The sequence below is a fragment of the Rahnella sp. CJA17(1/100) genome (assembly GCF_963881615.1).
Lineage (GTDB): Bacteria > Pseudomonadota > Gammaproteobacteria > Enterobacterales > Enterobacteriaceae > Rahnella > Rahnella aceris.
Map to the genome: position 1 here is coordinate 20,940 of NZ_CAWOJA010000006.1, position 24,468 is coordinate 45,407.

18 protein-coding genes and 1 tRNA gene are annotated in these 24,468 nt (G+C 51.3%); 7 read left to right on the top strand and 12 right to left on the bottom strand.

All coding sequences use genetic code 11. The features are described 5' to 3' along the window. Position 1 precedes the first annotated feature (1 nt). Positions 2 to 1,126 (top strand): 4-oxalomesaconate tautomerase, encoded by a 1,125-nt coding sequence (locus AACU55_RS03940; protein WP_134706697.1) that lies wholly within the window; start codon positions 2 to 4, stop codon positions 1,124 to 1,126. Then, on the top strand, positions 1,119 to 2,003 hold the full coding sequence (locus tag AACU55_RS03945) for an NAD(P)-dependent oxidoreductase (RefSeq protein WP_134706698.1): 885 nt from the start codon (positions 1,119 to 1,121) through the stop codon (positions 2,001 to 2,003). Before AACU55_RS03940 ends, AACU55_RS03945 begins: the two co-directional genes overlap by 8 nt. A 324-nt stretch (positions 2,004 to 2,327) precedes the next feature. Here AACU55_RS03945 and AACU55_RS03950 read toward each other — a convergent pair whose 3' ends face one another. The 7 genes from AACU55_RS03950 to AACU55_RS03980 all read right to left on the bottom strand — a co-directional run bounded on the left by AACU55_RS03950 (position 2,328) and on the right by AACU55_RS03980 (position 9,418). Next, entirely contained in the window at positions 2,328 to 3,284 is a 957-nt protein-coding gene (locus AACU55_RS03950) for an oligopeptide/dipeptide ABC transporter ATP-binding protein (protein WP_037034525.1), read from the bottom strand. Next, positions 3,284 to 4,312 carry an ABC transporter ATP-binding protein gene (locus AACU55_RS03955; protein WP_134706699.1) on the bottom strand — a complete coding sequence of 343 codons (1,029 nt, stop codon included), beginning with the start codon at positions 4,310 to 4,312 and terminating at the stop codon, positions 3,284 to 3,286. Before AACU55_RS03955 ends, AACU55_RS03950 begins: the two co-directional genes overlap by 1 nt. A 1-nt stretch (position 4,313) precedes the next feature. Next, positions 4,314 to 5,225, bottom strand: a complete 912-nt coding sequence (gene ddpC / locus AACU55_RS03960) for a D,D-dipeptide ABC transporter permease (protein WP_134706700.1) — start codon at positions 5,223 to 5,225, stop codon at positions 4,314 to 4,316. Positions 5,226 to 5,229: 4 nt separating this feature from the next. Next, positions 5,230 to 6,246 carry an ABC transporter permease gene (locus AACU55_RS03965; protein WP_037034531.1) on the bottom strand — a complete coding sequence of 339 codons (1,017 nt, stop codon included), beginning with the start codon at positions 6,244 to 6,246 and terminating at the stop codon, positions 5,230 to 5,232. 61 nt (positions 6,247 to 6,307) lie between these two features. Further along, positions 6,308 to 7,888 (bottom strand): ABC transporter substrate-binding protein, encoded by a 1,581-nt coding sequence (locus tag AACU55_RS03970; protein ID WP_134706701.1) that lies wholly within the window; start codon positions 7,886 to 7,888, stop codon positions 6,308 to 6,310. Positions 7,889 to 7,935: 47 nt separating this feature from the next. Next, on the bottom strand, positions 7,936 to 8,517 hold the full coding sequence (gene ddpX / locus AACU55_RS03975; RefSeq protein ID WP_037034534.1) for a D-alanyl-D-alanine dipeptidase: 582 nt from the start codon (positions 8,515 to 8,517) through the stop codon (positions 7,936 to 7,938). Between the two features lie 28 nt (positions 8,518 to 8,545). Further along, entirely contained in the window at positions 8,546 to 9,418 is an 873-nt protein-coding gene (locus AACU55_RS03980) for a MurR/RpiR family transcriptional regulator (RefSeq protein WP_134706702.1), read from the bottom strand. Positions 9,419 to 9,812: 394 nt separating this feature from the next. Here AACU55_RS03980 and AACU55_RS03985 point away from each other — a divergent pair. The 3 genes from AACU55_RS03985 (at position 9,813) to AACU55_RS03995 (ending at position 12,663) form a co-directional block, all read left to right on the top strand. Continuing rightward, positions 9,813 to 9,888, top strand: a tRNA-Asn gene (locus tag AACU55_RS03985). Between the two features lie 161 nt (positions 9,889 to 10,049). Beyond that, the gene (locus AACU55_RS03990; RefSeq protein WP_134706703.1) at positions 10,050 to 11,318 is read left to right on the top strand and encodes a tyrosine-type recombinase/integrase; all 1,269 of its coding nucleotides are present in this window, start codon (positions 10,050 to 10,052) and stop codon (positions 11,316 to 11,318) included. 454 nt (positions 11,319 to 11,772) lie between these two features. Next, on the top strand, positions 11,773 to 12,663 hold the full coding sequence (locus AACU55_RS03995) for a LysR family transcriptional regulator (protein ID WP_048269265.1): 891 nt from the start codon (positions 11,773 to 11,775) through the stop codon (positions 12,661 to 12,663). 3 nt (positions 12,664 to 12,666) lie between these two features. Here the strand turns inward: AACU55_RS03995 and pcaF are convergent, their stop codons facing one another. Genes pcaF through AACU55_RS04010 form a run of 3 tightly spaced genes read right to left on the bottom strand, consistent with a single transcriptional unit; the run spans position 12,667 to position 16,230 of the window. Then, positions 12,667 to 13,869 (bottom strand): 3-oxoadipyl-CoA thiolase, encoded by a 1,203-nt coding sequence (gene pcaF / locus AACU55_RS04000; protein WP_134706704.1) that lies wholly within the window; start codon positions 13,867 to 13,869, stop codon positions 12,667 to 12,669. Positions 13,870 to 13,890: 21 nt separating this feature from the next. Then, entirely contained in the window at positions 13,891 to 15,072 is a 1,182-nt protein-coding gene (locus AACU55_RS04005; protein WP_134706705.1) for an MFS transporter, read from the bottom strand. A gap of 15 nt (positions 15,073 to 15,087) precedes the next feature. Beyond that, positions 15,088 to 16,230, bottom strand: coding sequence for a thioester reductase domain-containing protein (locus AACU55_RS04010; RefSeq protein ID WP_134706706.1), 1,143 nt, complete (start codon positions 16,228 to 16,230; stop codon positions 15,088 to 15,090). 1,116 nt (positions 16,231 to 17,346) lie between these two features. Between AACU55_RS04010 and AACU55_RS04015 the strand changes: the two genes are divergently transcribed. Together AACU55_RS04015 and mobC are read left to right on the top strand one after the other, a co-directional pair. Continuing rightward, positions 17,347 to 19,206: a type IV secretory system conjugative DNA transfer family protein gene (locus AACU55_RS04015; RefSeq protein ID WP_134706738.1), complete on the top strand. Its 1,860-nt coding sequence runs from the start codon at positions 17,347 to 17,349 to the stop codon at positions 19,204 to 19,206. A 9-nt stretch (positions 19,207 to 19,215) separates the two neighbouring features. Next, positions 19,216 to 19,962 (top strand): MobC family replication-relaxation protein, encoded by a 747-nt coding sequence (mobC, locus tag AACU55_RS04020; protein WP_001593446.1) that lies wholly within the window; start codon positions 19,216 to 19,218, stop codon positions 19,960 to 19,962. 60 nt (positions 19,963 to 20,022) lie between these two features. On the opposite strand, the gene AACU55_RS04025 is transcribed toward mobC, so the two are convergent. Then, positions 20,023 to 23,547 carry a DEAD/DEAH box helicase gene (locus AACU55_RS04025; protein ID WP_134706708.1) on the bottom strand — a complete coding sequence of 1,175 codons (3,525 nt, stop codon included), beginning with the start codon at positions 23,545 to 23,547 and terminating at the stop codon, positions 20,023 to 20,025. Continuing rightward, positions 23,531 to 24,310, bottom strand: a complete 780-nt coding sequence (locus tag AACU55_RS04030; RefSeq protein ID WP_134706709.1) for a Hachiman antiphage defense system protein HamA — start codon at positions 24,308 to 24,310, stop codon at positions 23,531 to 23,533. The genes AACU55_RS04025 and AACU55_RS04030 overlap by 17 nt, the downstream gene beginning before the upstream one ends. Positions 24,311 to 24,468 lie beyond the last annotated feature (158 nt).

Sequence of the window (24,468 nt, forward strand, 5' to 3'; positions counted from 1 at the left end):
TATGCCGCAGACCCGAATCCCCTGCCTGCTGATGCGCGGCGGGACGTCAAAAGGCGCATTTTTTCTGGCGGACGATTTACCGCACGAGCAGGCCTTACGCGACAATGTGCTGCTGGCGGTGATGGGTTCCCCCGATCCGCGCCAGATTGATGGCCTTGGCGGCGCCGATCCGCTGACCAGCAAAGTGGCGATTATCCGCCCTTCGGCACGCCCTGACGCCGACGTCGATTATCTTTTTGCGCAGGTTAATGTCGATAAAGCCGTGGTGGATTACGGACAAAACTGCGGCAATATCCTGGCTGCCGTTGGCCCGTTCGCCATTGAAAGGCAACTGCTGAGCGCGGTTGAAGGGATTACCCCGGTGCGGATCTTCATGGAAAACACCGGCCAGATTGCGACCGCGCATGTGCCGGTAAAAGAGGGTCAGGTGTGCTATCAGGGTGAGTTGCGCATTGACGGCGTACCCGGCACTGCGGCCAAAATCAGCGTGGAATTCGCCGATATCGCCGGTTCCAGTTGCGGCGCGTTGCTGCCAACCGGTAACGCCCGTGACACGTTTGACGGTATCGACGTCACCTGCATCGACAATGGCATGCCCGTTATTCTGCTGCGCGCCGCCGATTTCGGGCGCAGTGGTTATGAAAGCCGTGAACAGCTGGATGCAGACACGGAGCTGAAAAAACGCCTCGAATCCATCCGCTTACAGGCGGGCCCGAAAATGAAACTCGGCGATGTCACGCAGCGCACCGTGCCAAAAATGACATTGATTGCCGAACCGCGAAACGGTGGTGCCATCTCCAGCCGGACGTTTATTCCGCATCGCTGCCACGCCTCGATTGGCGTACTCGGCGCGGTCAGCGTCGCCAGCGCTTGTCTGATACCGGGTGCCATTACCGAAGGGCTGGCACATACGCCAACGGGCAACACGCCGTTAATCAGCGTGGAACATCCGGCCGGGGAATTCAGCGTGGAATTACAACTCGGTCCGACAAAAACAGGGGCAGAACGGCTGGCTGGCTGTGCCCTGTTACGTACCGCAAGGCTGATTTTTGAAGGCCGTGTCGCCATCCCCGCCAGCGTCTGGGACGGTCATCAGGACGATCAACAGGGATCTCATCATGAATAACGTCACCCGCATTACCCTCATCGGCCTCGGCGAAGTGGGCACCATTCTGGCAACGGATCTGAAAAAGCAAAATCCGGCACCGGATATCGTGGCGTTTGATAAGCTGACAGATTCAGCGGTTATCAGGCAGCGCGCCCGTGACGCCGGAGTGCATTTTGCGCCGTCACTGGAAGACGCCGTGAAAGGCAGTCAGATCATTTTCTCCGCTGTGACCGCCGCCGAAGCGTTGAATGTGGCCGGTGCCTTCGCCCGGCATCTCGCACCCGGTCAGTTCTTTCTCGATCTGAATTCAGTTTCGCCGCACACCAAACGCGAAGCGATGGCGCTGATTGAGCAGGCGGGTGGCCGTTATATCGACGTCGCGGTGATGGCGCCTTACCCGCCTGCCCGCCTGAAAACGCCGCTGTTGCTGGGAGGCACGCATGTTTACGCCATCAGCGAATGGCTGAATGAAAACGGATTTAACAGCAAAGTTCACAGCACCAGCGTCGGCGAGGCCTCGGCGATCAAGATGTGCCGCAGTGTGATGATCAAAGGCCTGGAAGCGCTGACTGCCGAATGCCTGAGTGCTGCGCGGCAATACGGCGTCGAGAAAGAAGTGCTGGCCTCGTTGCACGCCAGCTTTCCGTCACTCGGCTGGGACGGACCGTTTCCGCATTATCTTATCAGCCGCATCGCTGAACACGGCAAGCGCCGCGCCGAGGAAATGCGTGAAGTGGTGAAAACACTGGAAGACGTCGGCGTCGCGCCCAACCTGAGCCGGGGAACCGTACTTGCCCAGCAGGGGCTGGTGGATGCGCTGGCCGCGAAGGGGATCAGATATACGGATCTGGAGCCGTTTGACTGGGGGAAAACAGTGGATCTTTTACGAAAATAAGTTGTCCCTTTCTCACCTGACCGGAGGAGAAAACCGGTCAACTCCCTCCCCTGCGAAGGGGAGGGTTGGGGTGGGGTATTACAGAGAAATCATAGCGTTGAAGTTTGCTTTGGCACGTTTTTACCCGGCGGATACTTCAACAATCGTTTCGCCATTAATACCCCCTCCCCGCCTCCCCCTTCGCAGGGGGAGGAGCTAAAACCAAACTCTGGTCAGATTTAACCGGCGTGCTTCCTTCCCTTCGCAGGGGGAGGAGCTAAAACCAAACTCTGGTCAGATTTAACTGGCGTGCTTCCTTCCCTTCGCAGGGGGAGGAGCTAAAAACTACACCCGCTCCGGCATAACCCGATGACACCTCGCCACCACGCCGCCCACCCCATGCACAAGATCCTGCGGCATCTGACAACCATCCCCGGCCAGCGGACAACGTTCGCGGAAGTAACATCCCATCGGCAGGTTACGGTTGCTGGGTAATTCACCTTTCTTATCGACTATCCCTTCATCAAGCTGACGACCGGCACGCGGAACCGAATCCAGTAGCAGACGGGTGTAAGGATGTTGCGGTTCGGACAATACTTTTTCCGCAGTGCCCAGCTCGACAATTTGCCCGAGATACATCACCGCCACGCGGTCACTCATGTGGCGAACAACCGACACATTGTGAGAAATCAGCACATAAGTCAGGTTGCGCTGTCGTTGCAGTTCCACCAGCAAATTAAGGATTTGCGCCTGCACTGAAATATCCAGCGCCGAGGTCGGCTCATCCAGCACGATGATGTCTGGCTCTGAAGACAGCGCACGGGCGATAGAAATACGCTGACGCTGACCGCCGGAAAACTCATGCGGCAGACGGTCGAGGTATTCCCTGCGGATCCCCACCTGCTCTGCCAGCGTCGCAGCCAGTTCACGACGCTCGCGGCTGCTGTTGTGTTTTTGCACGAACACCGGTTCGGTGATGATCCGCCAGACCGGCAGACGCGGATCCAGCGACGATTGCGGGTCCTGAAACACCATTTGCATACCGGAGCCGAACCAGGAATTGTCATGGCGTGCGCGATGCACTTCGCCGCTGCTCGGCTTTTGCAGCCCCATCAGCAACTGCGCCAGCGTGCTTTTCCCGCAACCGGATTCACCGACAATGCCTAACGTTTCGCCGCGGATAATATTGAGATCCAGCCCGTTCAGCGCGTGCACATAACTGGTGGGTTTACCGCGCCAGTTATAACTGGCCGGGAACCGCACGCGCACATCCTGCAACTCGACCAATGCTTCAGCCATCATCAGGAATGCTCCTCAATGCGTTGAATGTGGATGTCGCCGGCATGACGCTGCGGATGCCAGCAGGCAACAGATTGCTGCGGAAAATGCGGCAACGAGGCCAGCGCCGGTGTCGCAATGCAGCGGTCATCGGCATGATTGCAGCGGCCACGAAACGCACAGCCCTGCGGCAGTTTGGCCAGATTCGGTACCGTGCCGGGAATGGCTTTCAGCAAACTGCGCGGCTCGCCGTTTTCCGGTGCCGCCTGTAATAATCCGATGGAATAGGGATGCGATGGCGATTCAATTACATCCGCCGTGTTGCCGCTTTCAATCACATGTCCGGCATACATCACATAAACCCGGTCGCAAAGCTGGGACACCACCGCCATATCGTGAGTGATAAATAACACGGCGGTTCCGCTGGCACGGGCTTTGCGCTGGAGCAAACGCAAAACCTGACGCTGCACCGTAACATCCAGCGCCGTGGTCGGTTCATCGGCGATAATCAGCTCCGGCTCGCAGGAAAATGCCATGGCGATCAGTACACGCTGACGCATACCGCCGGAGAGTTCGAACGGATAACGTGACATCACCTGCTCCGCATCGGCAATCTGCATGTCCTGCAGCAGGCCGATGGCTTTTTGCCACGCCTGCGCCTTGCTGAGTTTTTGGTGCAGACAAATGACTTCGCACATCTGACGGCCAATTTTACGCGTCGGATTCAGGGCGTTCATCGGCTCCTGGAAAATCATCGCCACGCGCGCGCCGCGCAATGTGCGCATCTGCTCCTCACTGGCGTGAATCACGTCGGTGCCGAGCATGCGTAACGCACCGCCGGTCACGGTAAAACCGTCAGGTGGCAGCAGGCGCATCGCCATCATCGCCGTGACCGATTTGCCTGAGCCGGATTCGCCGACCACGCCGACGATTTCGCCAGCGTTCACTGAAAGCGACACCTGATTCAGCGCTTTCACTTCTCCGCCGTAAACCGGAAAGACCAGTTGCAGATTGTCGATTTCCAGTACCGGCGCCTGGGATTGTTCACTCATCTCAGCGCCCTCTGCTTTTCGGATCCAGCAGGTCGCGCAGACCGTCGCCGAACAGGTTAAAACCGGTGGCGGTAATCAGAATTGCCACGCCTGGAAAGGCTGAATACCACCATTGATCGAGAATATAATTGCGTCCGTTGGAGACCATCGCGCCCCACTCTGCGGTCGGTTGTTGCGCGCCCAGGCCGATGAACCCTAACGTTGCCGCCATCAGAATCGAGGTACCGATATCCAGAGAAGCCTGCACCACCAGCGGCGGCATCACATTGCGCAGCACGTGCCAGGTAATGAGATGCCAGCGTGACGCGCCGAACGTCCGCGTAGCCTGCATATAAGCCTGATGACGCAGCATCAGCGTCTGTCCGCGCGCCAGCCGCACATAAAACGGAATGCGCACCACCGCAATCGCCAGCATGGCGTTAAACAAAGTCGGCCCGAGCGCGGCGGCCAGCGCCATGGTTAATACCAGCGAGGGTACTGACAGCATGATGTCCATGCAGCGCATGATCAGCGCGTCCACTACGCCGCCCACCACACCGGAGAAACAGCCGAGTAATGAGCCAATCGTGCCCGCGATGATCACCACCGCCAGCCCGGCGGCTACGGATTGCTGGCTACCTATCAGCACACGACTGAACAGATCCCGCCCGACTTCATCAGTCCCAAACCAGTGCAGCGCGGAAGGTGCCTGCAGGCGGTCGGTCAGGCTGATGGCGTTAGGATCATGCGGCACCAGCCACGGCGAAAAGATCATGATGAAAAGCACAATCAGCATGATCGCCAGCCCTAACATCGTCAGCGGACTGCGGCTCAGCAAATAGAATGTGCGCCGCCAGTTGGCAAAGCGCGGTTTGACATCTGGCGCCACGATGTCAGCCCGATGATTATTGACGCCCGGTTCAATCACAGACATTGGCTCACCCCTCACGGCCGATGCGCGGATCGATCCACACATACAGTAAATCGACGCATAAATTGACGATGACGTAGGCAAACGACACCACCACCGCAAAACCCATCACCGCCGGGAAATCCAGCGCCTGAATCGAATTCACCACGTACGCGCCCATACCCGGCCAGGCAAACACCGTTTCGGTCAGCACCGCGCCATACAACAAATCGCCCATCGCCAGCCCGAGCACGGTGACCGACGGGATCAGCGCGTTCGGCAAAGCGTGGCTCAGGACCACCCGCCAGCGTGACAACCCGTTAGCCCGCGCCGTCCGAATGTAGTCTTCACTCAGTTGCTCAAGCATCGCCGAGCGAATTTGCCGCGCCACGATACCCATGTGTACAAACGCCAGCGTCAGCGCAGGCATCGCCAGATGTTGCAGGCTGTTCCAGAAGGCGTCCCGGTTACCGGTCAGCAGGGAATCGAGCACATAAAAGCCGGTGATATTGGCGGGCGGATCCATCCAGTCATCCAGCCTTCCGCCGCCCGGCAGCAGGTTCAGATGCCCGTAGAACAGGATGATGACGCCCAGCCCCAGCCAGAACGCAGGCGTGGAAATGCCGAGCACGGAAAGCAGACGCACCAGATGATCCGGAAATTTATTGCGGTACACCGCCGACAACACGCCCAGCGGAATGCCGAGCACAATCGCCAGAAACAGTGCGCTGACCGCCAGTTCCAGGGTCGCCGGGAAGAACGCTTTCAGGTCTTCGAGTACCGGACGACCAGTACGGATCGACGTGCCCAAATCGCCGTGCAACAAATCGCTGACGTAACGGAAAAACTGCACGTAAAGCGGCTGATTCAGTCCCAGTTGCTCACGAATATGTTCGACCATTTCATTGCTTGCACGGTCGCCCGCCAGCAGCCGCGCCGGATCTCCCGGGATCATATGCGAGATGATAAAAGTAATGACGCACACGCCCGCCATCACCAGTATCAGACCCCAGCAGCGCTGGCGAATCAGAGTCCAAAAAGTCATAGTTTTTCCCCGTAAAACCCCTTTCAGGTCGTGAAAGGGGTTTTCGTGAATGATATTGCGGTTATTGCTTATGCATCTGACCAACATTGAAGACTTGCTCAAGCATCGGGTTGAAAACAAAGCCTTTAACGTCTTTATTCATCGCCACCTGATAGTTTTTCTGGAACAAATAAACATACGCCGCTTCGTCGATAACGATTTTCTGCGCCTGCTGGTAATAGTCGGTGCGCTGTTTCTGATCGGTCACTGACACCGCTTTTTTCAGCAACGCATCCACGTCAGGATTTGAGTAGAAGGAACGGTTACCGGGCAGGCCTTTTTTGTCGGACTCAAACCAGTAGTTCATAAACATGTACGGGTCGGCGAAATCCGGGCTCCAGTTACCGATTGAGATGTCGTAATCACCCTGCCCGATGCGGTCACGCATGGTGGCGTTAGCCAGTTTTTCCAGCTTCACGTTAATCCCGGCCTGGCCGAGGCTGGCCTGCACGGAAAGCGCGATGGATTCCCAGTTCGGATCGTTATCGGAATACAGGAAGTCCAGCGTCTGCGGCTTGTCTTTGACTTTCTCCAGGTCAGCTTTGGCCTGCGTCAGATCTAAGGTGTATTGCTTCGCCGTCGGGTCGAAACCCCACATGCCATCAGGAATTGGCCCGCGCATTTGTTTGGCGTTGCCGCCGAGAATGCCTTTCACCATGCCCTGATAATCCACGGCAGAAGAAATTGCGCGGCGTAAATCCACCTGATTCAACGGCGTTTTGCCGTTATTGAGATACAGATAGGTCACGCGCAACGACGGGAATTCTTCCACGGCGACTTTATTTTCTTTTTTCAGGGCAGCCAGCTGGTCCATCGGCAGGGAATCGGCAATGTCCAGATCCCCGCGCGACAGTTGCAGGCGGCGGGTGGCGCTTTCACCGATAATTTTCACGGTCACACGTTTAAAGGCTGGTTTTGCGCCGCTGTAATGCGGATTGGGCACCAGCACCAGTTGCTGACCTTTTTGCCAGCGATCGAGTTTATACGGGCCGGAACCGGCAGTATGTCCCGCCAGCCACGCCTTACCTTCATCGGCCGGATTGGCTTTGGCAATCGCCGGATTGACGATACCCGCGCCGTCATTCGCCAGCGTGTAGAGGAATGGCGCGAACGGCGTTTTGAGCGTAAAGGTCACCGTCATCGGATCGACAACGGTCACCGTCATGTCTTTCGGGAAGGCTTCCGATGGCCCCTGACCGATTTTCATCAGTCGTTCGAACGACCATTTCACCGCATCGGCATTGACGTCGGAACCGTCATCAAATTTAGCGCCCGGCTTGAGTTTGAAGGTCCAGACCAGTTGATCCGGTGATGCCGTCCAGCTTGCCGCCAGATCCCCTTCAACCTGCGTCGAGCCTTTGCCGTCTTCGGTTTTATACTGCACCAGACGCTGATACGCCGGATACGTGACCGTCCAGTCGTTGTTGTCGATAGTCACCGCAGGATCCAACGTTTGCGGATCGGCTGCTTTACCAATCACCAGCATGTCTTTCGGCACGGCGGCCTGCGTGGCAAAACTTAAGCCTGACAAGGCGAGAAAAATGGCACCGGCGACCTGTGTTTTCGTATTTTTGCGGAACGTGTTGATTGCTGTGTTGCTCATCTGAGAACTCCTGGCTCTGTCAAAAAGTGATAAGAGACGTGCAATAATTACGCGGCATTAACCGGCGGATAGCAGCCGAACCGCTCTTCCAACAACGGATACGTTTTGGCATCCGGTAATTCAAAGTGCCACCACTCGCTGGTGATACCCTTAAAGCCCCCCGCCGCCATCACGGCGTTGAGCAGCAAGCGGTTACGCTGAATATGTGGCGGTAAATCGGGGTAAAACGGATGCGATACTTCGGTCATTTCATCGAAGCCCGCGCCCATGTCCACCACCTCACCCTGTTCATCCAGCAAGGTCAGATCCACCGCCACACCGCGGCTGTGGTGCGAACCGAGTCTGATATCCACCACATAATCCGGATTCGGAAATGCCGCCCACAAACAGGCCTGCGCCGCCTGCGGCCGGTAAGCGTCATAGATTTTCAACGTGAATCCGGCCAGTTTCGCGACTTCGTTACAACGAACCAACGCCGACGCGGCATCGGGATGCAGCAGGCAGAGGGATTCGCGATAAATCGGCTGACCGGTCAGGTTATCGGCGGTGGCATATTTCAGGTCGATCACCGCATCGGGCAGAATTTCAGCCAGATCGATCAGGGCAACATCAGGTGTTTTCGTATTCATCAATAAATCTGTCCGCTGGTTTAGAAGTTCAGGATTCAAATTGTCCGAGCTGTTTTTGCAGGATGCGGTTATTCGCCAGGCGCTGTTCTACATCGTGACCGCGCAGTTCGAGCACCGCCGAGCACAACAGATTGAACAGGCAGCTTAGCGGCGCCATCGAGTCCCAGAACTGGCCGGTGTCGGTTTTCACCTGCAATAAATCCACCGGATAATCGCGCGCCCACGGACAGTAAATGTCGGTGATCAGTGCCACGTTCAGGCCGCGTTCACAGGCAGCTTCGCAATAAGTTTGCGCCATCTTCGAATAGGCACGGGTGTCGGTCACCACCAGATAAGGCTGCGCGAATTCCGAATTCAGGGATTCGACATAGGTACCGGAAAGCCCGTCGGCGAAATAGACTTTTGGCCGTAAGTACTCGAGATAACTGGAGAAGTTGTTGGCAATGCCGCGTACCGACTGGATACCCAGAATAAACACCGCCTCCGCATCGGCCAGACGGCGGCTGACCTGCGCAAAGCTGTCAGTCTGTGCGAGCTGGTAAACGTGATTGATGGCTTCCAGTTCGAGCGCCAGCGACTGTTGCAACTTTTCCTGCTGCGGCTGTTTGCTGCGTTCGCGATAAGCGCCCAGACGGTCGGTAACCACCCACGGCTGATATGATGTGCCGCTTTGCAGGCGCAGCGTTTGCTTGAAGTGATCGAGATTGCGATAGCCGAGGCTGCGCAGATATCGCCCGACAGAAATGCCACTGGTCGCCGCGCTGCGCGCAATGCTGTCCGCCGTTTCAAACGGGATCTGTGCAAGATTTGCCAGCAGATAGCTGGCAATGCGTTTGCCCGTGGGTGTCTGCCCGGCAAACGAGGCTTCGATTTGTTCAATCACATCCTGCGCTGGCTGCATCAGTTAATCCCCTGTTGCTTCATTGTCAAAAAGCTAGCCGTTGTTAGTAAAATAACAATGCACGGGGTGTGCCAGTTTCGAAATATGAGTGAAATTTGTGCAGCAGATCTGAATTTATGACGATTTTATGGCCGGTGACTGGCAAAAAACTTGCAGAATAACGGCCAGAATAAAACTTACCGATAACCCCTGCACAACAATCAGGCAACTTGTGAATACTTTTAGTGCAATACAGACGTGAAAAGGCGTGACGTACAGAAAAATGGCAGAGGTTTTAATCACTTTGTCTTAATAGTCAACAAGTTGAATATTAAGAAAGCAGTCAGACAACTTTTTTCGTTAACCCTTTGACATGCCCACAGGCAGTCGCTATTATTCGCCCCGTTCCAACGATTCCTCTGTAGTTCAGTCGGTAGAACGGCGGACTGTTAATCCGTATGTCACTGGTTCGAGTCCAGTCAGAGGAGCCAATTTCCTGCTTTCATGCATCCTTGCGAGTCCTTATGTTATTTTGATTCAACAGGTTAGCGTGAAAACTCTTCCCGGTGCATTTTGATTTTACCCTCCGCATCGGGAAAAATTGGTGGTCAAATCTGGGGTCAGGTTAGTTCGATAATGGAGTGACCCCCATATGTCCCTTACCGACGCAAAAATCCGTAGTCTCAAGCCCACTGATAAACCCTTTAAAGTCTCCGATTCCCACGGTCTGTATCTGCTGGTCAAACCGGGCGGTTCCCGTCTCTGGTATCTTAAATACCGTATTAACGGCAAAGAATCCCGTATTGCACTGGGTGCCTATCCTGCCGTATCCCTGTCAGACGCCCGCCAGCAGCGCGAAGGCATCCGTAAGATGCTGGCGCTGAACATCAACCCGGCGCAGCAACGTGCAGCTGAACGCGGCTCGCGCATGCCGGAGAAAATGTTTAAAACGGTGGCACTGGCGTGGCACGGTAGCAATAAAAAATGGTCGCAGAATACCGCTGACCGTCTGCTTGCCAGCCTGAACAATCATATCTTTCCGGTGATTGGTCATCTGTCAGTGTCAGAGCTTAAACCCCGTCATTTCATTGACCTGCTGAAAGGCATTGAGGGAAAAGGCCTGCTGGAAGTTGCGTCCCGCACGCGGCAGCACCTCAGTAACATCATGCGTTATGCGGTTCATCAGGGGTTAATCGACAGTAACCCGGCGGCAAACCTTGACGGCGTGACGACACCGCCCGTCAGACACCACTATCCTGCCCTGCCACTGGAGCGCCTTCCTGAACTGCTTGAACGGATTGACGGTTATCACCAGGGACGGGAACTCACCCGGCTTGCCGTCCTGCTGACGTTACATGTGTTCATTCGCTCCAGTGAACTGCGTTTTGCCCGCTGGTCGGAGATTGATTTCAGGAACCGGGTCTGGACGATACCCGGGACACGCGAAGCCATTGCAGGCGTACGTTATTCCGGGCGAGGTGCAAAAATGCGCACCCCGCATATCGTGCCCCTCTCAGAACAGGCCATCGCCATTCTGAAACGATTGAAGGATATTTCCGGTGAAGGTGAACTGGTTTTCCCCGGCGACCATAACCCGTATAAGCCGATGTGTGAGAATACTATCAACAAGGCACTGCGCCTGATGGGATACGACACGAAACAGGATATCTGCGGTCATGGCTTCCGGGCAATGGCATGCAGTGCCCTGATGGAATCCGGTTTATGGTCGCAGGATGCAGTGGAGCGCCAGATGAGCCATCAGGAACGCAACACCGTGCGCCTGGCTTATATCCACAAAGCGGAACATCGGGAAGCCCGTAAGGCGATGATGCAGTGGTGGTCGGATTATCTGGATACCTGCCGGGAAGCATATGTGCCGCCGTATATCCAGGGTCAGGAAGACAGCCACAAAGCGGCATAACGCATCGGGCATAATAAGATCATTAGAAAAGCCGTATCAGCCTGTGCTGGCACGGCATTATTCATTTAACCGGTATGTAAAAACGCGGCCATTTTCCCGGTTTCATACCGTTCAGTGAGTGCAGCATGGCCGCGCATTCTCACGCTGCTGTCTGAACCTGCGAACAACCCCGTTTCTGTTATTGGCAGAACGCGTTAACAGAATTTGCCACTGTCAGCTCTCTGGGCAATTTTGGAGGGGCTTTCCAGGCTGAACCTGACACATCAGACAGGCCAGATGAGAAACAGGGCCGCGCTTCTGGCACAATTATCTACTCTGGTGTTACGATGCTCATCCCGGACAAAATCAGCCTCCGATAATCCAGGGGTGGATTTGTTGCTGTTTTCTGTCCGGGTTCAGGTCAGACGAAATCGTATCCCTGCCAGGGGAGTGGTGAAATATATCAAGAGAAACAATGGATATCTACCGTTATACAGAAAACCTTTCTTTGTTTGTTGAAATAGCAAGATGTGGTTCATTTTCAGCGGTTGCACGCCGCCACGGCGTAAACCCGTCATCCATCATGCGAAAAATTGATATGCTTGAAGCGGTCATGAAAGCCCCCCTCTTCACACGAAGCACCCGTGGCATTCATTTAACAGAAATCGGCGATGCATTGTTTACCCGTGCAGTGGGGGTACTTGAAGCGCTCAATGATATGCGTGATGAAATCGTTTCTTTAAATGAAGAAGTGACAGGGACATTGCGCATCAGTTGTTTGCCGACTTTTGCAAAACTCCATATTTTCCCCTGGCTACCAGAATTTAAATCTCATTATCCTGATGTGGATCTTGTTCTGGATCTTACAGAGCAACTTGAAATCCCATCAATAGAACGCCTTGATGCAGCGGTTCGCATTGGTAAACTAAAAAACAGCTCACTGTATGCGACAAAAATAGCGCACCAGACCTGGATTGCCTGTGCAAGCCCTCGTTATATTGAGCAATATGGGGTTCCCGGTGGACCGACTGAACTCCCCGGCCACCATATTCTGGACAAATATCATGATCCACACTCCATTTCATGGAGTCGTATTATCGACACTCAGGGAGGAGAGTATCGCTTATATATGCGTTGCAATGATTTCGAAGCTCTGCTAAAAGCAGCCATTTCAGGATTAGGGATCGTCTTTCTGCCCAACTGGGTTGTGGGACAGGATATTAAAGCTGGCAGGCTGGTCAATATATTTGATGACCCGCAGCAGAAAGTTGACGATATCCATTTTTTGCGTGCGCTTCCCAGAATGACACCCAAACTGGCTGCTTTTTTACAATTTTTGCGTGATAATCTTACGGCTGTTATTTAGTGACTAAATTCGTTCGATGATAACGGCAATACCCTGACCGACACCGATACACATTGTGCAAAGTGCATAGCGCCCCTTTGTTCTTTGCAGTTGATAGCAGGCCGTCATAACAAGCCTTGCACCGCTTGCCCCCAGCGGATGTCCGAGCGCTATTGCTCCGCCGTTGGGATTAATCCGTTCATCATTAACGTCAATATCCAGTTGTTTCATCACTGCCAGCGCCTGAGCTGCAAACGCTTCATTAATCTCTATCACATCCATCTGATCGATGGTGAGCCCTGCCAGTTCAAGAACTTTCCTGACGGCTGAAACCGGGCCAACTCCCATGATCCTTGGCTCTACGCCCGCAACTGCCGATGCCAGAATCCTCGCTTTTGGCGAAAGAGAATATTCGGACAATCCGGTTTCACTGCTGATTAATAACGCTCCCGCGCCGTCGTTGATCCCTGATGCGTTACCCGCAGTGATCGTACCATCTGCTGTCACAACCCCCCTGAGACGGGATAATGCCTCTGGCGTGGTTTCCCGTGGATGTTCATCCTTATTGAAGATAATATTCTCTTTATTTTTCTGAGGTAAGGTGACGGGAATAATCTCATCGTTAAAAATCCCGTTACGATAAGCATCTGATACCCGCCTCTGGCTGGTCAGAGCAAACAAATCCTGTTCTTCACGGGAAATGCCAAACTGGCGGGCAACATTCTCAGCCGTTTCAGGCATGGTATCCACGCCATAACGAGCTTTCATTTCAGGATTAATGAATCGCCATCCCATTGTTGTATCTTCGATGTTCAAACTTCGCGAGAAAGCTTTGTCTGACTTACCTAAAACAAACGGCGCACGACTCATATTTTCCACTCCCCCGGCAATAATAAGATTGACTTCACCGGATTTGATTGCCCGCGCCGCTACCGCAATGGCATCAAGACTGGAGCCGCATAACCGGTTTATTGTTGTACCCGGAACACTGGCAGGCAGCCCAGCCAGCAGAAGAGCCATCCGGGCGACATTCCGGTTATCCTCACCGGCCTGATTCGCGCAACCTAAAATAACATCATCAATATTGCTGAAATTGATGGCCGGATTTCTTTCCATAAGAGCAGAAATCGTCAGCGCTGCAAGATCATCGGCCCGTACAGAGGAAAGGGCTCCACCATAACGCCCAAAAGGGGTACGAACGGCATCACAAATATAGGCATTCATCATATTATTTCCTCTTAAATTCACTCAGGCCAGAGCATCAGTATTTTTATTCGTATTCGCTTGTCTCATATTCAGCAACAGGACAAAACAGGAAAGAATAAATCCCATTACAGTGATCCCGGTCCATCCGTACCGGACACTGATTTCAGCCCCCGCACGGGTTCCGACAGCACCACCGATAAAATAAGAGCACATAAATACTGTATTTAAACGACTCCTTCCTTCTGCGGATAATGCAAGCGCTCTCAGCTGGTTCCCCACAAGCCCTGCCCGTCCCCCGATATCGAGAAGAACAAGAGCAACAATTAACGCAAACAGATAATGAGGAGAAAAGAAGACAGAGATAAAACCCAGTAATGCAATCACACTTCCCACTAATACAACAATACGTGGGCTGTAACGGTCAGCCATTTTCCCTATATAAGGTGTGGCAAGAATCCCGGCAATGCCTGCAAATCCGAAACTGCCGACAATATCACTGCCATAATGGTAAGGTGGTCGCGCAAGTAAAAATGCAAGCCCCCCCCATAATGCGCTGAACCCGCCAAACATCATTGCCCCACAAAAACATGATAATCTGAGATCACCTTCTTTTATAAAAAAAGTGATAAGTGATTTCAGCAGTAAATGATAGGAGATCTGTGATGCCGCCGTTTTACTGTGTGGTAAAAGTCTGGGAACCATAATAAGCAAAAGAAGATCCAGAGCAGTAGCCACAAGATACATCGACCGCCATCCAAAATAATTGCCAACAAATCCGGACAGGATCCTGCCAAACAGGACACCAGCCATTAATCCGCTCATCACGGTTCCAACTGCACGTCCTCTTTGTTCCGCAGGAGCTATCAGGGATACCATCGGAATGACAATCTGTGCACCAACAGATGTCATACCAATGACAATATTTACAGTAAGTAGCTGTCCAATCGTTTGCGTGAAAGAGGCCGCTGCCGAAGCAGCAGCATTAATGCCCAATAAAATAATAAGCAGTTTCCTGCGTTCAAACCGGTCGCCCAGCGGCACGAAGAAAACAAGACCTGCTGCATAAGATAGTTGTACAAACATCGCAACAGAACCGGCATGTTTTTCATCAACCGCGAAATCTTTTGCAAACAGTTCAAGCAGGGGCTGATTATAATAAATATTGGCAACAGCAAAAGCACACAGACAAGCCAGTGCAAAATAACTACTTTGTGTTCTTTCCATAAATATCAGACCTGTTTAAGCAGCATTTACAGCGTGAGGTACTGGTAAAAAATCAACTGACTGTAGATACCTTAAATAGGTATCCAGTAATTCGTATCTCAAAGCAGGTAATTTATAGGCCAGGCGCTTAGTCGCCGCCATCGTATTATGGAAATCAAACTTATCAATTTCACGGCCAAACCTGAGGATCTTATCATGAGAGCCGTCAACGCCATAAAGTGGAAGAAAACGGAAGAGTGCATTACTTTCATTATCCGCCAGAAGTTTTTTCTGCCAGTCATAAAATTCCGTAGTCTCAATTTTATACCCACGTAAGTTCAGCCATGAAACAATGTCTTCCCAACTGATAAGTCCGGAATAGTTAAACAGATTGAGAACATCTCCCCCCTCTGACATATACCTGGATTGAGCCATGATGGCTGTGGTGTAATCGACAGGAGTTAAATTAATCATTCTGGGGAGAACCGGGGCGTAACCCAGTTGAATGCAGCTTTTGATAAACAGCATAAACTGGTTATCGGTAAAAAGCGAAGCACCTGTATGGCTGTGACCTGAAATATAACCGAGCCGGAAAAGATTAACTTTTCCACCCTGATCCTGAAATTTCTCCAGAAGACGCTCAGATTCCCATTTCGAAAGCAAATACCCCATGTCAGAGTTAAGAACGGCATTACCCGGAAAGGCCTCAACATAACGACCATCCTTGTCCTTTTTAGCCGCAGACCCTAACGTTGAAACAAAATTAACGATTTTAGCCCGACCTTTCTGAGCGATGCTGATGATATCTGCGACACTGCCCACATTGGGCGCTTTTAGCACTTCATATGGTCGGAGGTGATTGACACGTGCCGCAATATGGTGAATAACATCCACCTCTGAACAGAGTTCTTCAAAAGCGGCATCGGATATACCTAGGCGAGGCTGCGTAATATCGCCTTCAATGACTGATATATTGGTTGCCGCTGCCAGTCGTTCATGGCCTGGCACCGAAAATTTTTCAAATGCGGTGAACAATCTTTCCTTTTCATTATTTTTATCCACTTTACGGGAAAGAATATAAATCCTCCCGATATCTTTATTCTCCAGAAGATCAGCCAGCAGATATGAACCAATGAAACCCGTCGCACCTGTTAATAATACATTTTTCTTGCTGTGCATATCAGAATCCTCAAAACAATTGGGAAGGCACATTTACTCTATGTAACAGTCACTCATTGAGGAATACACAAAATGGGCATAATTGTTTTGCACAGAAAGCAAAACTGAAGTTATTGCTATAAGTACAGGGCATAAGTGAAGAACAACAAAACCTCTCATATTAAGGGGGGGATATTTTTGATTTACATCAGTATTTAATTGATAATAGAGATGTTAATGAAACACAAAAAAGCTAATATGAGCATGCTTTTCGATTTATGACGAAAAAAATAATGCACTGAGATTTCAGACGATGGTGTTAAGGCTTGCTGATTTTTGGCTTCAATTTCAAAGAAATTGTTAAGCCGTAAAATAAGCAAGTGGAGCGTGGACAGAAAATTCAATTCCGGAGGAATTGTTAATTTTCAGGCACCGCGCCCACCTGCGAACATTCGCCCAAAGCGAATTGAGCAGGCCGGGGGGAGCCGCAAAAATTTTGCCGCCCCGGCGAGCAAAAAGGCACGCCCACGTGCCGTTTTTTGTGGGGGGCCTGCCCCGCACACCGTCAAGCCAGGTAATATTTCCCGCCCACGGGGAATATTGCCGATAAGGCGCGACCAACCCCTTTAAAGCAGCGTTCCCGTTTTTTCGCTCCGAGCTCGCGAGGAAAAGAAAAAACAGGCGAAACGCGTAATGCTGGTCACTTAAGGAAATGAGGCCCGTGAATTTGGGCCTTCGATGAAGAAAAATAGCGCTATAAGCCTGATTCCTTCATTATCCTTTGAAGCACAAAAATGAATTTGTATTCATAAAAATGCTTAAGTGACTGGCATTAGGCGAAACGCGCGTCTTAAAGGGGTTGGTCGCGCGTAGCGGGCGACGGTGTGCCGCCATTGACGTTGGGGGGTTATGGCGCGGCGTCCAGCCACGACATTACCCCCATGTGACATTACATAAGGGCGTCCAGCCCGCATGTACTGGCGCAGGCCGTTTCGAGCAGGAAAGCATGCTTTCCGGCACATGGCCGCATAGCGGCCACCTTCTTTACCCATACGCTCGCCCCGCCTTTTCGCCCGACACCGTGGGGCGAATTGATGGGGCGATGTCATGGGGCGAACCGCTGACGAAGGAGGCATCGTGATTTTGAATAAGCTGGCCGTTTCACTGTCGCCGATAGTGAATGGCGCGCTGAGCTTCATTGCTTTTATGCAACAGCATCAGCTGATGCTGGCGCTGTTATCGGGGCTGACGATGCCGTTTTTTGCGTCGATGAAAAGCGATGAACGGCAAAAAGCTCCGCTCTGGAAAAAGCTGATTATGGCTTTTTCCATGGTCTGTTTCCTCTCTGGCACACTGGCCCCGGTCGTTATCGGCTTTTTTCAGTGGCTGTATAAGACCAGACTCACCAGTGATAATACAGTACTGGCCTGGTCAGTACGGATTGCTTTCACTGTAACCGGGATTATTTTTCATATTATGCTTCGCCGGATATTCACGCCGGAACTGGACAAAATAAAGAAACGCCTTGTTAAAAAGACCACCCTTGAACGGGAATTGCGCACCGATGTCCGCACCGTAAAGTCCTTGTTGCCGGAAACACTGCACTATGATCCGCTGGATTATATCGACCTGAATAAAGGCATTTTTACTGGCATGGACAAGGAGAACGAACCAATGTATCTCCCGTTAAAAGACTGGCAGAAACAGCACGCGGATATTATTGGCACCACCGGAGCCGGTAAAGGGGTAGCTGCCGGGATATTACTTTATCAAAGTATTCTGGCCAGTGAAGGTGTCTTTGTTATGGACCCCAAGGATGATGAATGGGCACCCCACCTTTACCGCAAAGCCTGCGAGGATGCAGGAAAACCCTTTGCCTTAATTGACCTGCGAAAACCCCAATACCAGCTAAACCTGATTGAAAATATTACGCCAGATGAACTGGAAGAATTGTTCGTTGCAGGTTTCAGTCTGGCGGAAAAAGGTCAGGAATCTGACTTTTATCGGATCGACGACCGGAAAGCCGCCCGTATGGCCGCACAATTTGTCAGCGATAATCCATCGACAACAATCCGGGATGTTTATAACGGTGATTACGTTCAAGGTATTGCCGAAAAAATCAAAGCATTTTTTGGCAAGATTGAGGAGCTGGCATTACTCAATGCTATTAATTCACCGGAGGGTTTTTCACTCAAAAAAATATTTGATGAAGGTGGCTGCTGTTATGTTATCGGCTCCATGCGAAACAGCAAAATCATTACCGCTCAGCGTATGCTGCTGGTTCGCCTTTACCAGTTAGCAGAAAGGCGCGAACGTGTAACAGATGTACCCCGCCCCATTGCTATTTATCTTTCCGAACTGAAATACCATTTATCCAGGCCAGCGCTGGAAGGTTTAGGCGCGGCTCGGGATAAAGGCGTGCATATTATTATGGATCACCAGTCCATTGCCGATTTAAAAGACTGCCCAGCAGATTTGAAAGGCGACGCCGTTGTCGGTGCGGTCGTTGAAAATGCCAAATTCAAACTGGTTTACCGGGTTATAGATCCGGATACAGCAGACTGGATAGCGAGAATGTCAGGAACGATTCTGGTGGATGACGAACTCCGTAAGGCTAAGACGGATAATATGCTCACTGAAACCATCGACAGTGAGCGCACAATCCGCCAGGCCGAGCGTTTTTTTATTGACAGCAATATGATCCTGAACCTACCTGATTTTGTCAGTTTTATCTTTACGACAACAACGCTACCTTCCGCCTCCCTGATTTCACCGATAAAGGTCAGAAAGCGCCGGTTAAAAACCTTTTCTGTTTCCCCTGATATTGCCGCAGCGGCGGCACCGGTGAAGATCGCACTGGATTTTGGCGACGATGATAAACCAACCGCGCTGGATGTGATGACATCGCACCCGGTTCTTTTCTTCGACAAAAGCGAAGTAAAACCGGTAAAGCCAAAACCTGATGATGAAAAAGACCTGTCCCCGCTGGATTTTTAAGGAGCGGTTATGCTGATTTCGACATATCAAGAGCGCCAGACACGCAACAGAGAAAAAATAAAACAACTGCTGAACTTCCTGAAAGAAGAAACCTACAGCGATTTTAAAACGCTGATACTGCTATTTGGTTTCCGGGATCATAAATCGCTTTATACCCTTCTTTCAAAAGTCGAGAGAATGGGGTTAATACAAAAGCATGTCCTGGTATCACGCACGATAAAAATTTCATTGTGGGGCATAACCAGTGACGGACTGGCCGTTGTGTTAACCCCCGACGATGCGCTTTTCCCCGCACGATTTGAGCCTTCAAAGATTACCGGCTGGACGCTGGAACATCACCTTGATAATCAGGCGGCACGGATCATCCTTGAGCAAAAAGGTGCGTCCGGCTGGATAAACGGCGATCGCACGACATTCCTCAGCCGTTATCAGGTCAATCACCGGCCAGACGGGCTGATCACTCTACCCTGCGGAACCGTGATCGCCATTGAGACCGAGCGCCGTCTGAAAACCAGAGCTCGCTACCAGTCAATCATCGCAAGCCATTTATTGGCCCGGACCCGGAAAGACTGGATTTACGTTTTTTATATCGTGCCGGACCCGCAGAAAAAGCGCGGCCTTGAACGGCTGTTTGACAGCATCAGACACGTTATCGTTAACCATCAACACATCCCGCTGGAAACCCGCCACCGGAATGTCTTCCGCGTCTACACGCTCGACGAGTTGCAACGGCTCAATTTGGATAACAATATATAGCTACGGTCTCACCGATTACGCCAGATGCATGCACCAATCATAAGTCGCTCGAACCAGAAATCAGGTAGAAATAAAGTCGTCCGGTCCTAAATAATCGAACATGGCACGACCATTCTCATCATCCACCTCAACTCTAAGAAGACCTCTTCTGTTTGTGTTAATTCTGCCATTTATACTTCCCAGAGGAGTGCCATCATCAGCCAGTACGTGATGAATACCATCAACAGTGTAAAGCTGCAATGGTGTGCCGATCACTGCCGGAGTATCTCTCCAGTCCACCATTCCGTTATAACGATGACGACTCCAAACCTGGCTGCCTTTGGGGCTGAGACTACCCAAGAATTCCAGCCACATCACTCTGGTTTCAGGTGTAGGCCAGTCATGATTATCCGTGTGGCTTATCACTTCTTCAGAGTTCAGCCACCTTCTAAGCTCCTGGCCGGATTGAAAATCGGCAGTAGTGTCTGTAACCACTTTTATGGCTGCAAGCCTGGAGCTAAAACCCGCCTGAATAAGCAGTGAAGACGAACGGCTCAAGGTACCTGTTTCAACGGCAGCAACCGCAAAACCTAACTCATAATCGTCTAGCGTGGTATCTGTATCACCTATGAGGTCTCCATTAGCTGTTGCACGTACCCTAATAGCCTCCATTGCCCATGGAAGTCGATACACCAGCCCATTCTCAACGAATTGAAGCGTTTCAGACGCCTGCGTATTCGCGACGTTAGTCATGGGTTCACCCAATAGCCAGGAACGTAAAATACCTCTCCAGTGGCCAGGCAATGGATCGGGTATAAACGGATAGAAGGTAAAGACCTCTTCAGCGAGAGCAGTGACAGCAGCAATTGCCTCTTCAGCATCACCGCCCATTATAGCCGCATTCGCATCAATCAATAGTTGGTTGGCCTTAGCGGCAATAGCATCAAGTCGTAGCCCGGTTGTAAGTCCTACCCCCGACAGGAAATACCCCCGGCGCCCTGCTGCCGTTGAGCGCTGCCAGATGTAGCGGCTGCGGGATAGGAGTCCCGATTTCAGCAAAATCCGTTCATTCTCATCCCTATAACGCTGCAAACTGCGTTGCCAAAGTGAAGACTGAAGAATGTCATCAAGAGCAGTTTCAATCTGGTCATCCGGGATATCATTCTCACCAAGAAGGCTCAGAATAGCAGTATCAAGCGTTGAAAGTTGTTTTTCCCAGATGGCCTGCGCAATATCTCTTTCTTGCGGAGATTCGGTCATAATTTCTGGAAATTCCCACGCTACGGCGTTGTTGGTCACATATTCAGTGAGTGCTTTTAAATCCCCACCAAGCCGTGTATGCATGCGAATCAATAACACACAGACAAGCTGTATTAGTCCGCTCTCCATCTCACGGGCCCCCGTGTCAGATGTGAGGGTATGCCAGTTAGTCTGGCGTTTATTTACTTTATCGAATATTGGATAAATCACCAGCCCTTCAACATCTACATATGCGCGCCCTGCTCTGCCTATGACGTTTCTGAACTCGGACACTTTGATAAGCTCGCGATTCCGATGAAGAGAATGCATGACGATAGCTGTTGCCGAAAGATTAAGACCTTGTGCTAGCGTCGGTGATGAGATCGTCACTTTAAGTACCCCATCTCGCAGCAAACGTTCGATTTCTTTGCGGTAAGCCGTAGGCAATGCGCCATGATGAAGAGCCACGCCCAACCGTAGGCAGGCAAGTATCGAGTTGTGTGCCCCCAACCATTCTTCTCCCAGCGAGATAGCCGTATCCAGAATGTCCGGGGCAGCATCAAATAAAGATGGCAGTAGTCCGCGCTGATACAGATCGACAATTGTCTCGGCAAACGGTTCGACGCTCCGGCGAAGTGGGCAGTAGATAAGTACGGTCTGTCCATCTTCAATTAGACGCCAGGCTGTCGCTAAACAGAGCTCCTTGTTATCAGAGGGAAACATTTTTGTTCGCTGCTTTTTATTAGGTAATTTAACCTTTGGCGGTTGTCTGCTGACGATAAAACGCGATACCCAAGCCGCCTCATAACCGACACTGAGATTAAGCCGACCTGCTGGAGCGGACCATATGACCTCGCCAAACTGCAAGCGGGTCGGTCGCCAATTATTTTTGATTGGTCCTCCGGGCTTGTCACGACGGAGCCAACCGGCAAAATCATCGAGTTGCTCACCATCAGGTAGAATTGCCGAGAGGCAGACAATTCTGCGCGTATCGGCATCCTGTCTGCGCAACAGCCGTTGAATTTGAACTTCATACCGAACCTCTCGTTCATCGGCCCCAATCATGTGCCCCTCATCAAAAATAAAAAGTCCTACATCATTAATAATTGACGGGTCATTCCGGAGAGCAAAGTCAAGTTTTTCAGGAGTGGCGACGACGATGTCACGCTGGCGAATTGCATCCTCATCCATACCACTTACGCCAATGCTGCCATACAGCATTGATATTGTTTTCCCAAGCGGCCCAAATGTTCTGGAGAGAGTGGCTTCTGTTTGTGCAGAAAGCGCACGAAGCGGGGTGATGAAAACAACACGCTTGCCACCCGCCAGACAGCGAAGAATACACAATTCAGCAATACGAGTTTTTCCAGCGCTGGTTGGCAACGAAACAACCAAATCGTCATTGTCATTAACAGAGCGTCCGGTGGCCTCTCTCTGCGATGGCCAGAGATCAATTTCGGCTCGAGGTCGTCTTTGAAGCAGTGCAATAAACAGTTCCCGAAGCGCGGGCCATTCAGCAGCGTCACCACCAACTGGAACCAGTGGCAATCTTTCATGGAATGTATCTGACCAAAGGTCAGATAACAGATGAATGGTAATAAAGTTTAGCCACCACTGGGGTAGCATATTAAACTGAGCACATATACTTAGACTAATTCTTAATTTTTCAATAGCCCTGGAAAGCAAACGTGATTCTCCCCTTTCTACAGCGAGAAGGTAGAGAGAAATGGCCGACATATAGGCGTCAGTCAGTGCCAAATCAAGCCCATCAAAAAGGATGTCCTCCTCTGACTCACTGTCACTGTTCTCGTCTTGCGGCAAGTTTAAGCGAGCCTGGAGGATTTCAGTAATTTTCACGTCACTGCCATCACCTCTGAGCCGAAAGCCCAACGCATTATCGCGCAGAGTACGCAAATCACGCCGGATCAGTTGTGTAAGAGCCCTCTCTATTGGTGAAAAATTATCATCCTGACCAACCATTGCGAGTAACGAATAGGCTCGTGCTGAAAGATGCGCAAGGTGATAGCTTGCAGCAGCCATTACGAAGTGAAAATCTGTATCCCGGCTGTCGCGTTTTCCTTTAGCAATAGCCGACTCGAGTGCGGTACCGGCCTGTTCAAAAGCAATTCGCACATAGGCGTCGTCTCCATTAAGTTCTCGAAGACGAAGGCCGAGATCGATTAGGGCATAAGCATAGCCTTGAAGGTCCTGACTGAGCAGTGCGCTAAACTCCGGTGCATCCGGCGGCAAGTCACCGTCTCGCCAGATCACCGACCGGGCTTGCCCGCGTGCAATCAGGCGCCCGCGAAAACCTACAGCTGAAGCTTCCTTAATAGCCTCGATAATTTCATCAGCTGTTGCTGGCATCGCTAATCACCTTTTCAAAAGTTGCGGCAATAAACTCACCATGGCGAGCAATTCTTAGACAAACACCCCACTGATTATTTTGACCTGTATACTTTTCAATTGAAGTGGTCAGCATAGTTTCTGAAGAGTTGCCCGATAATAGAAAGATAAGATGCCGGACGCATCCTGGAACAATTCCTTGCCGAAGCGTTGCATTTAAGATCGCTTTAGCCAAAAGCTCCTCACCCTGTTCATTCAGGCGATCTGCTATGAACATTAGGGCATGTGAAGATGGCAGCCCTTGCTCTTTATTCAAGTTATCGCGGGCTTCAGAAACCACCTCTCCCGTCATTTTGGCGCGACTTTTCGCTTCGGTTTTAAGGAAAAAAAGTTGTTGAGAAGACTGATCTATGTAAATACCAATGACGTCCTCACCACGCATCGACATATTGCGATGATCTTTCCAGCGCAATCTTTTTATAGGCGTTTTATAGCCATTGCTACGTGCATTTATCCATTCAGTTGCAAATATCTCACCCAAATCACCGGAACGAATCTGTTTCGTTTCAGGCAATTTTCCAGCAATGTATGCCGCCAGCTCCGGTTTACCTAGAGCTTCAAATGCGTTAGCGATATTTCTTGGTGACGCATAGTGTTCAGGTATTAGCGCGGCCATAACCTGAACGCCGAACATACACTCGGCATCCCTGGCCGTTATTGACTGCAAATAATGGTCGCTGATATTACGCTCTGCCGAATCACACCAGTCCTCGAAATTTGCCATACTAATTCCTCTATATGGTCTTCTTTTTGGTAGTACGGAACCAAGGAGGGAGAAACACCAGAATATCTTATTGTCAACCGTCCGATCAACATAACTTCAGAGCTTCAACTCTCAGATTTGAAAGAAGTTCTAATGCCAGACACCATAATCAACGCATA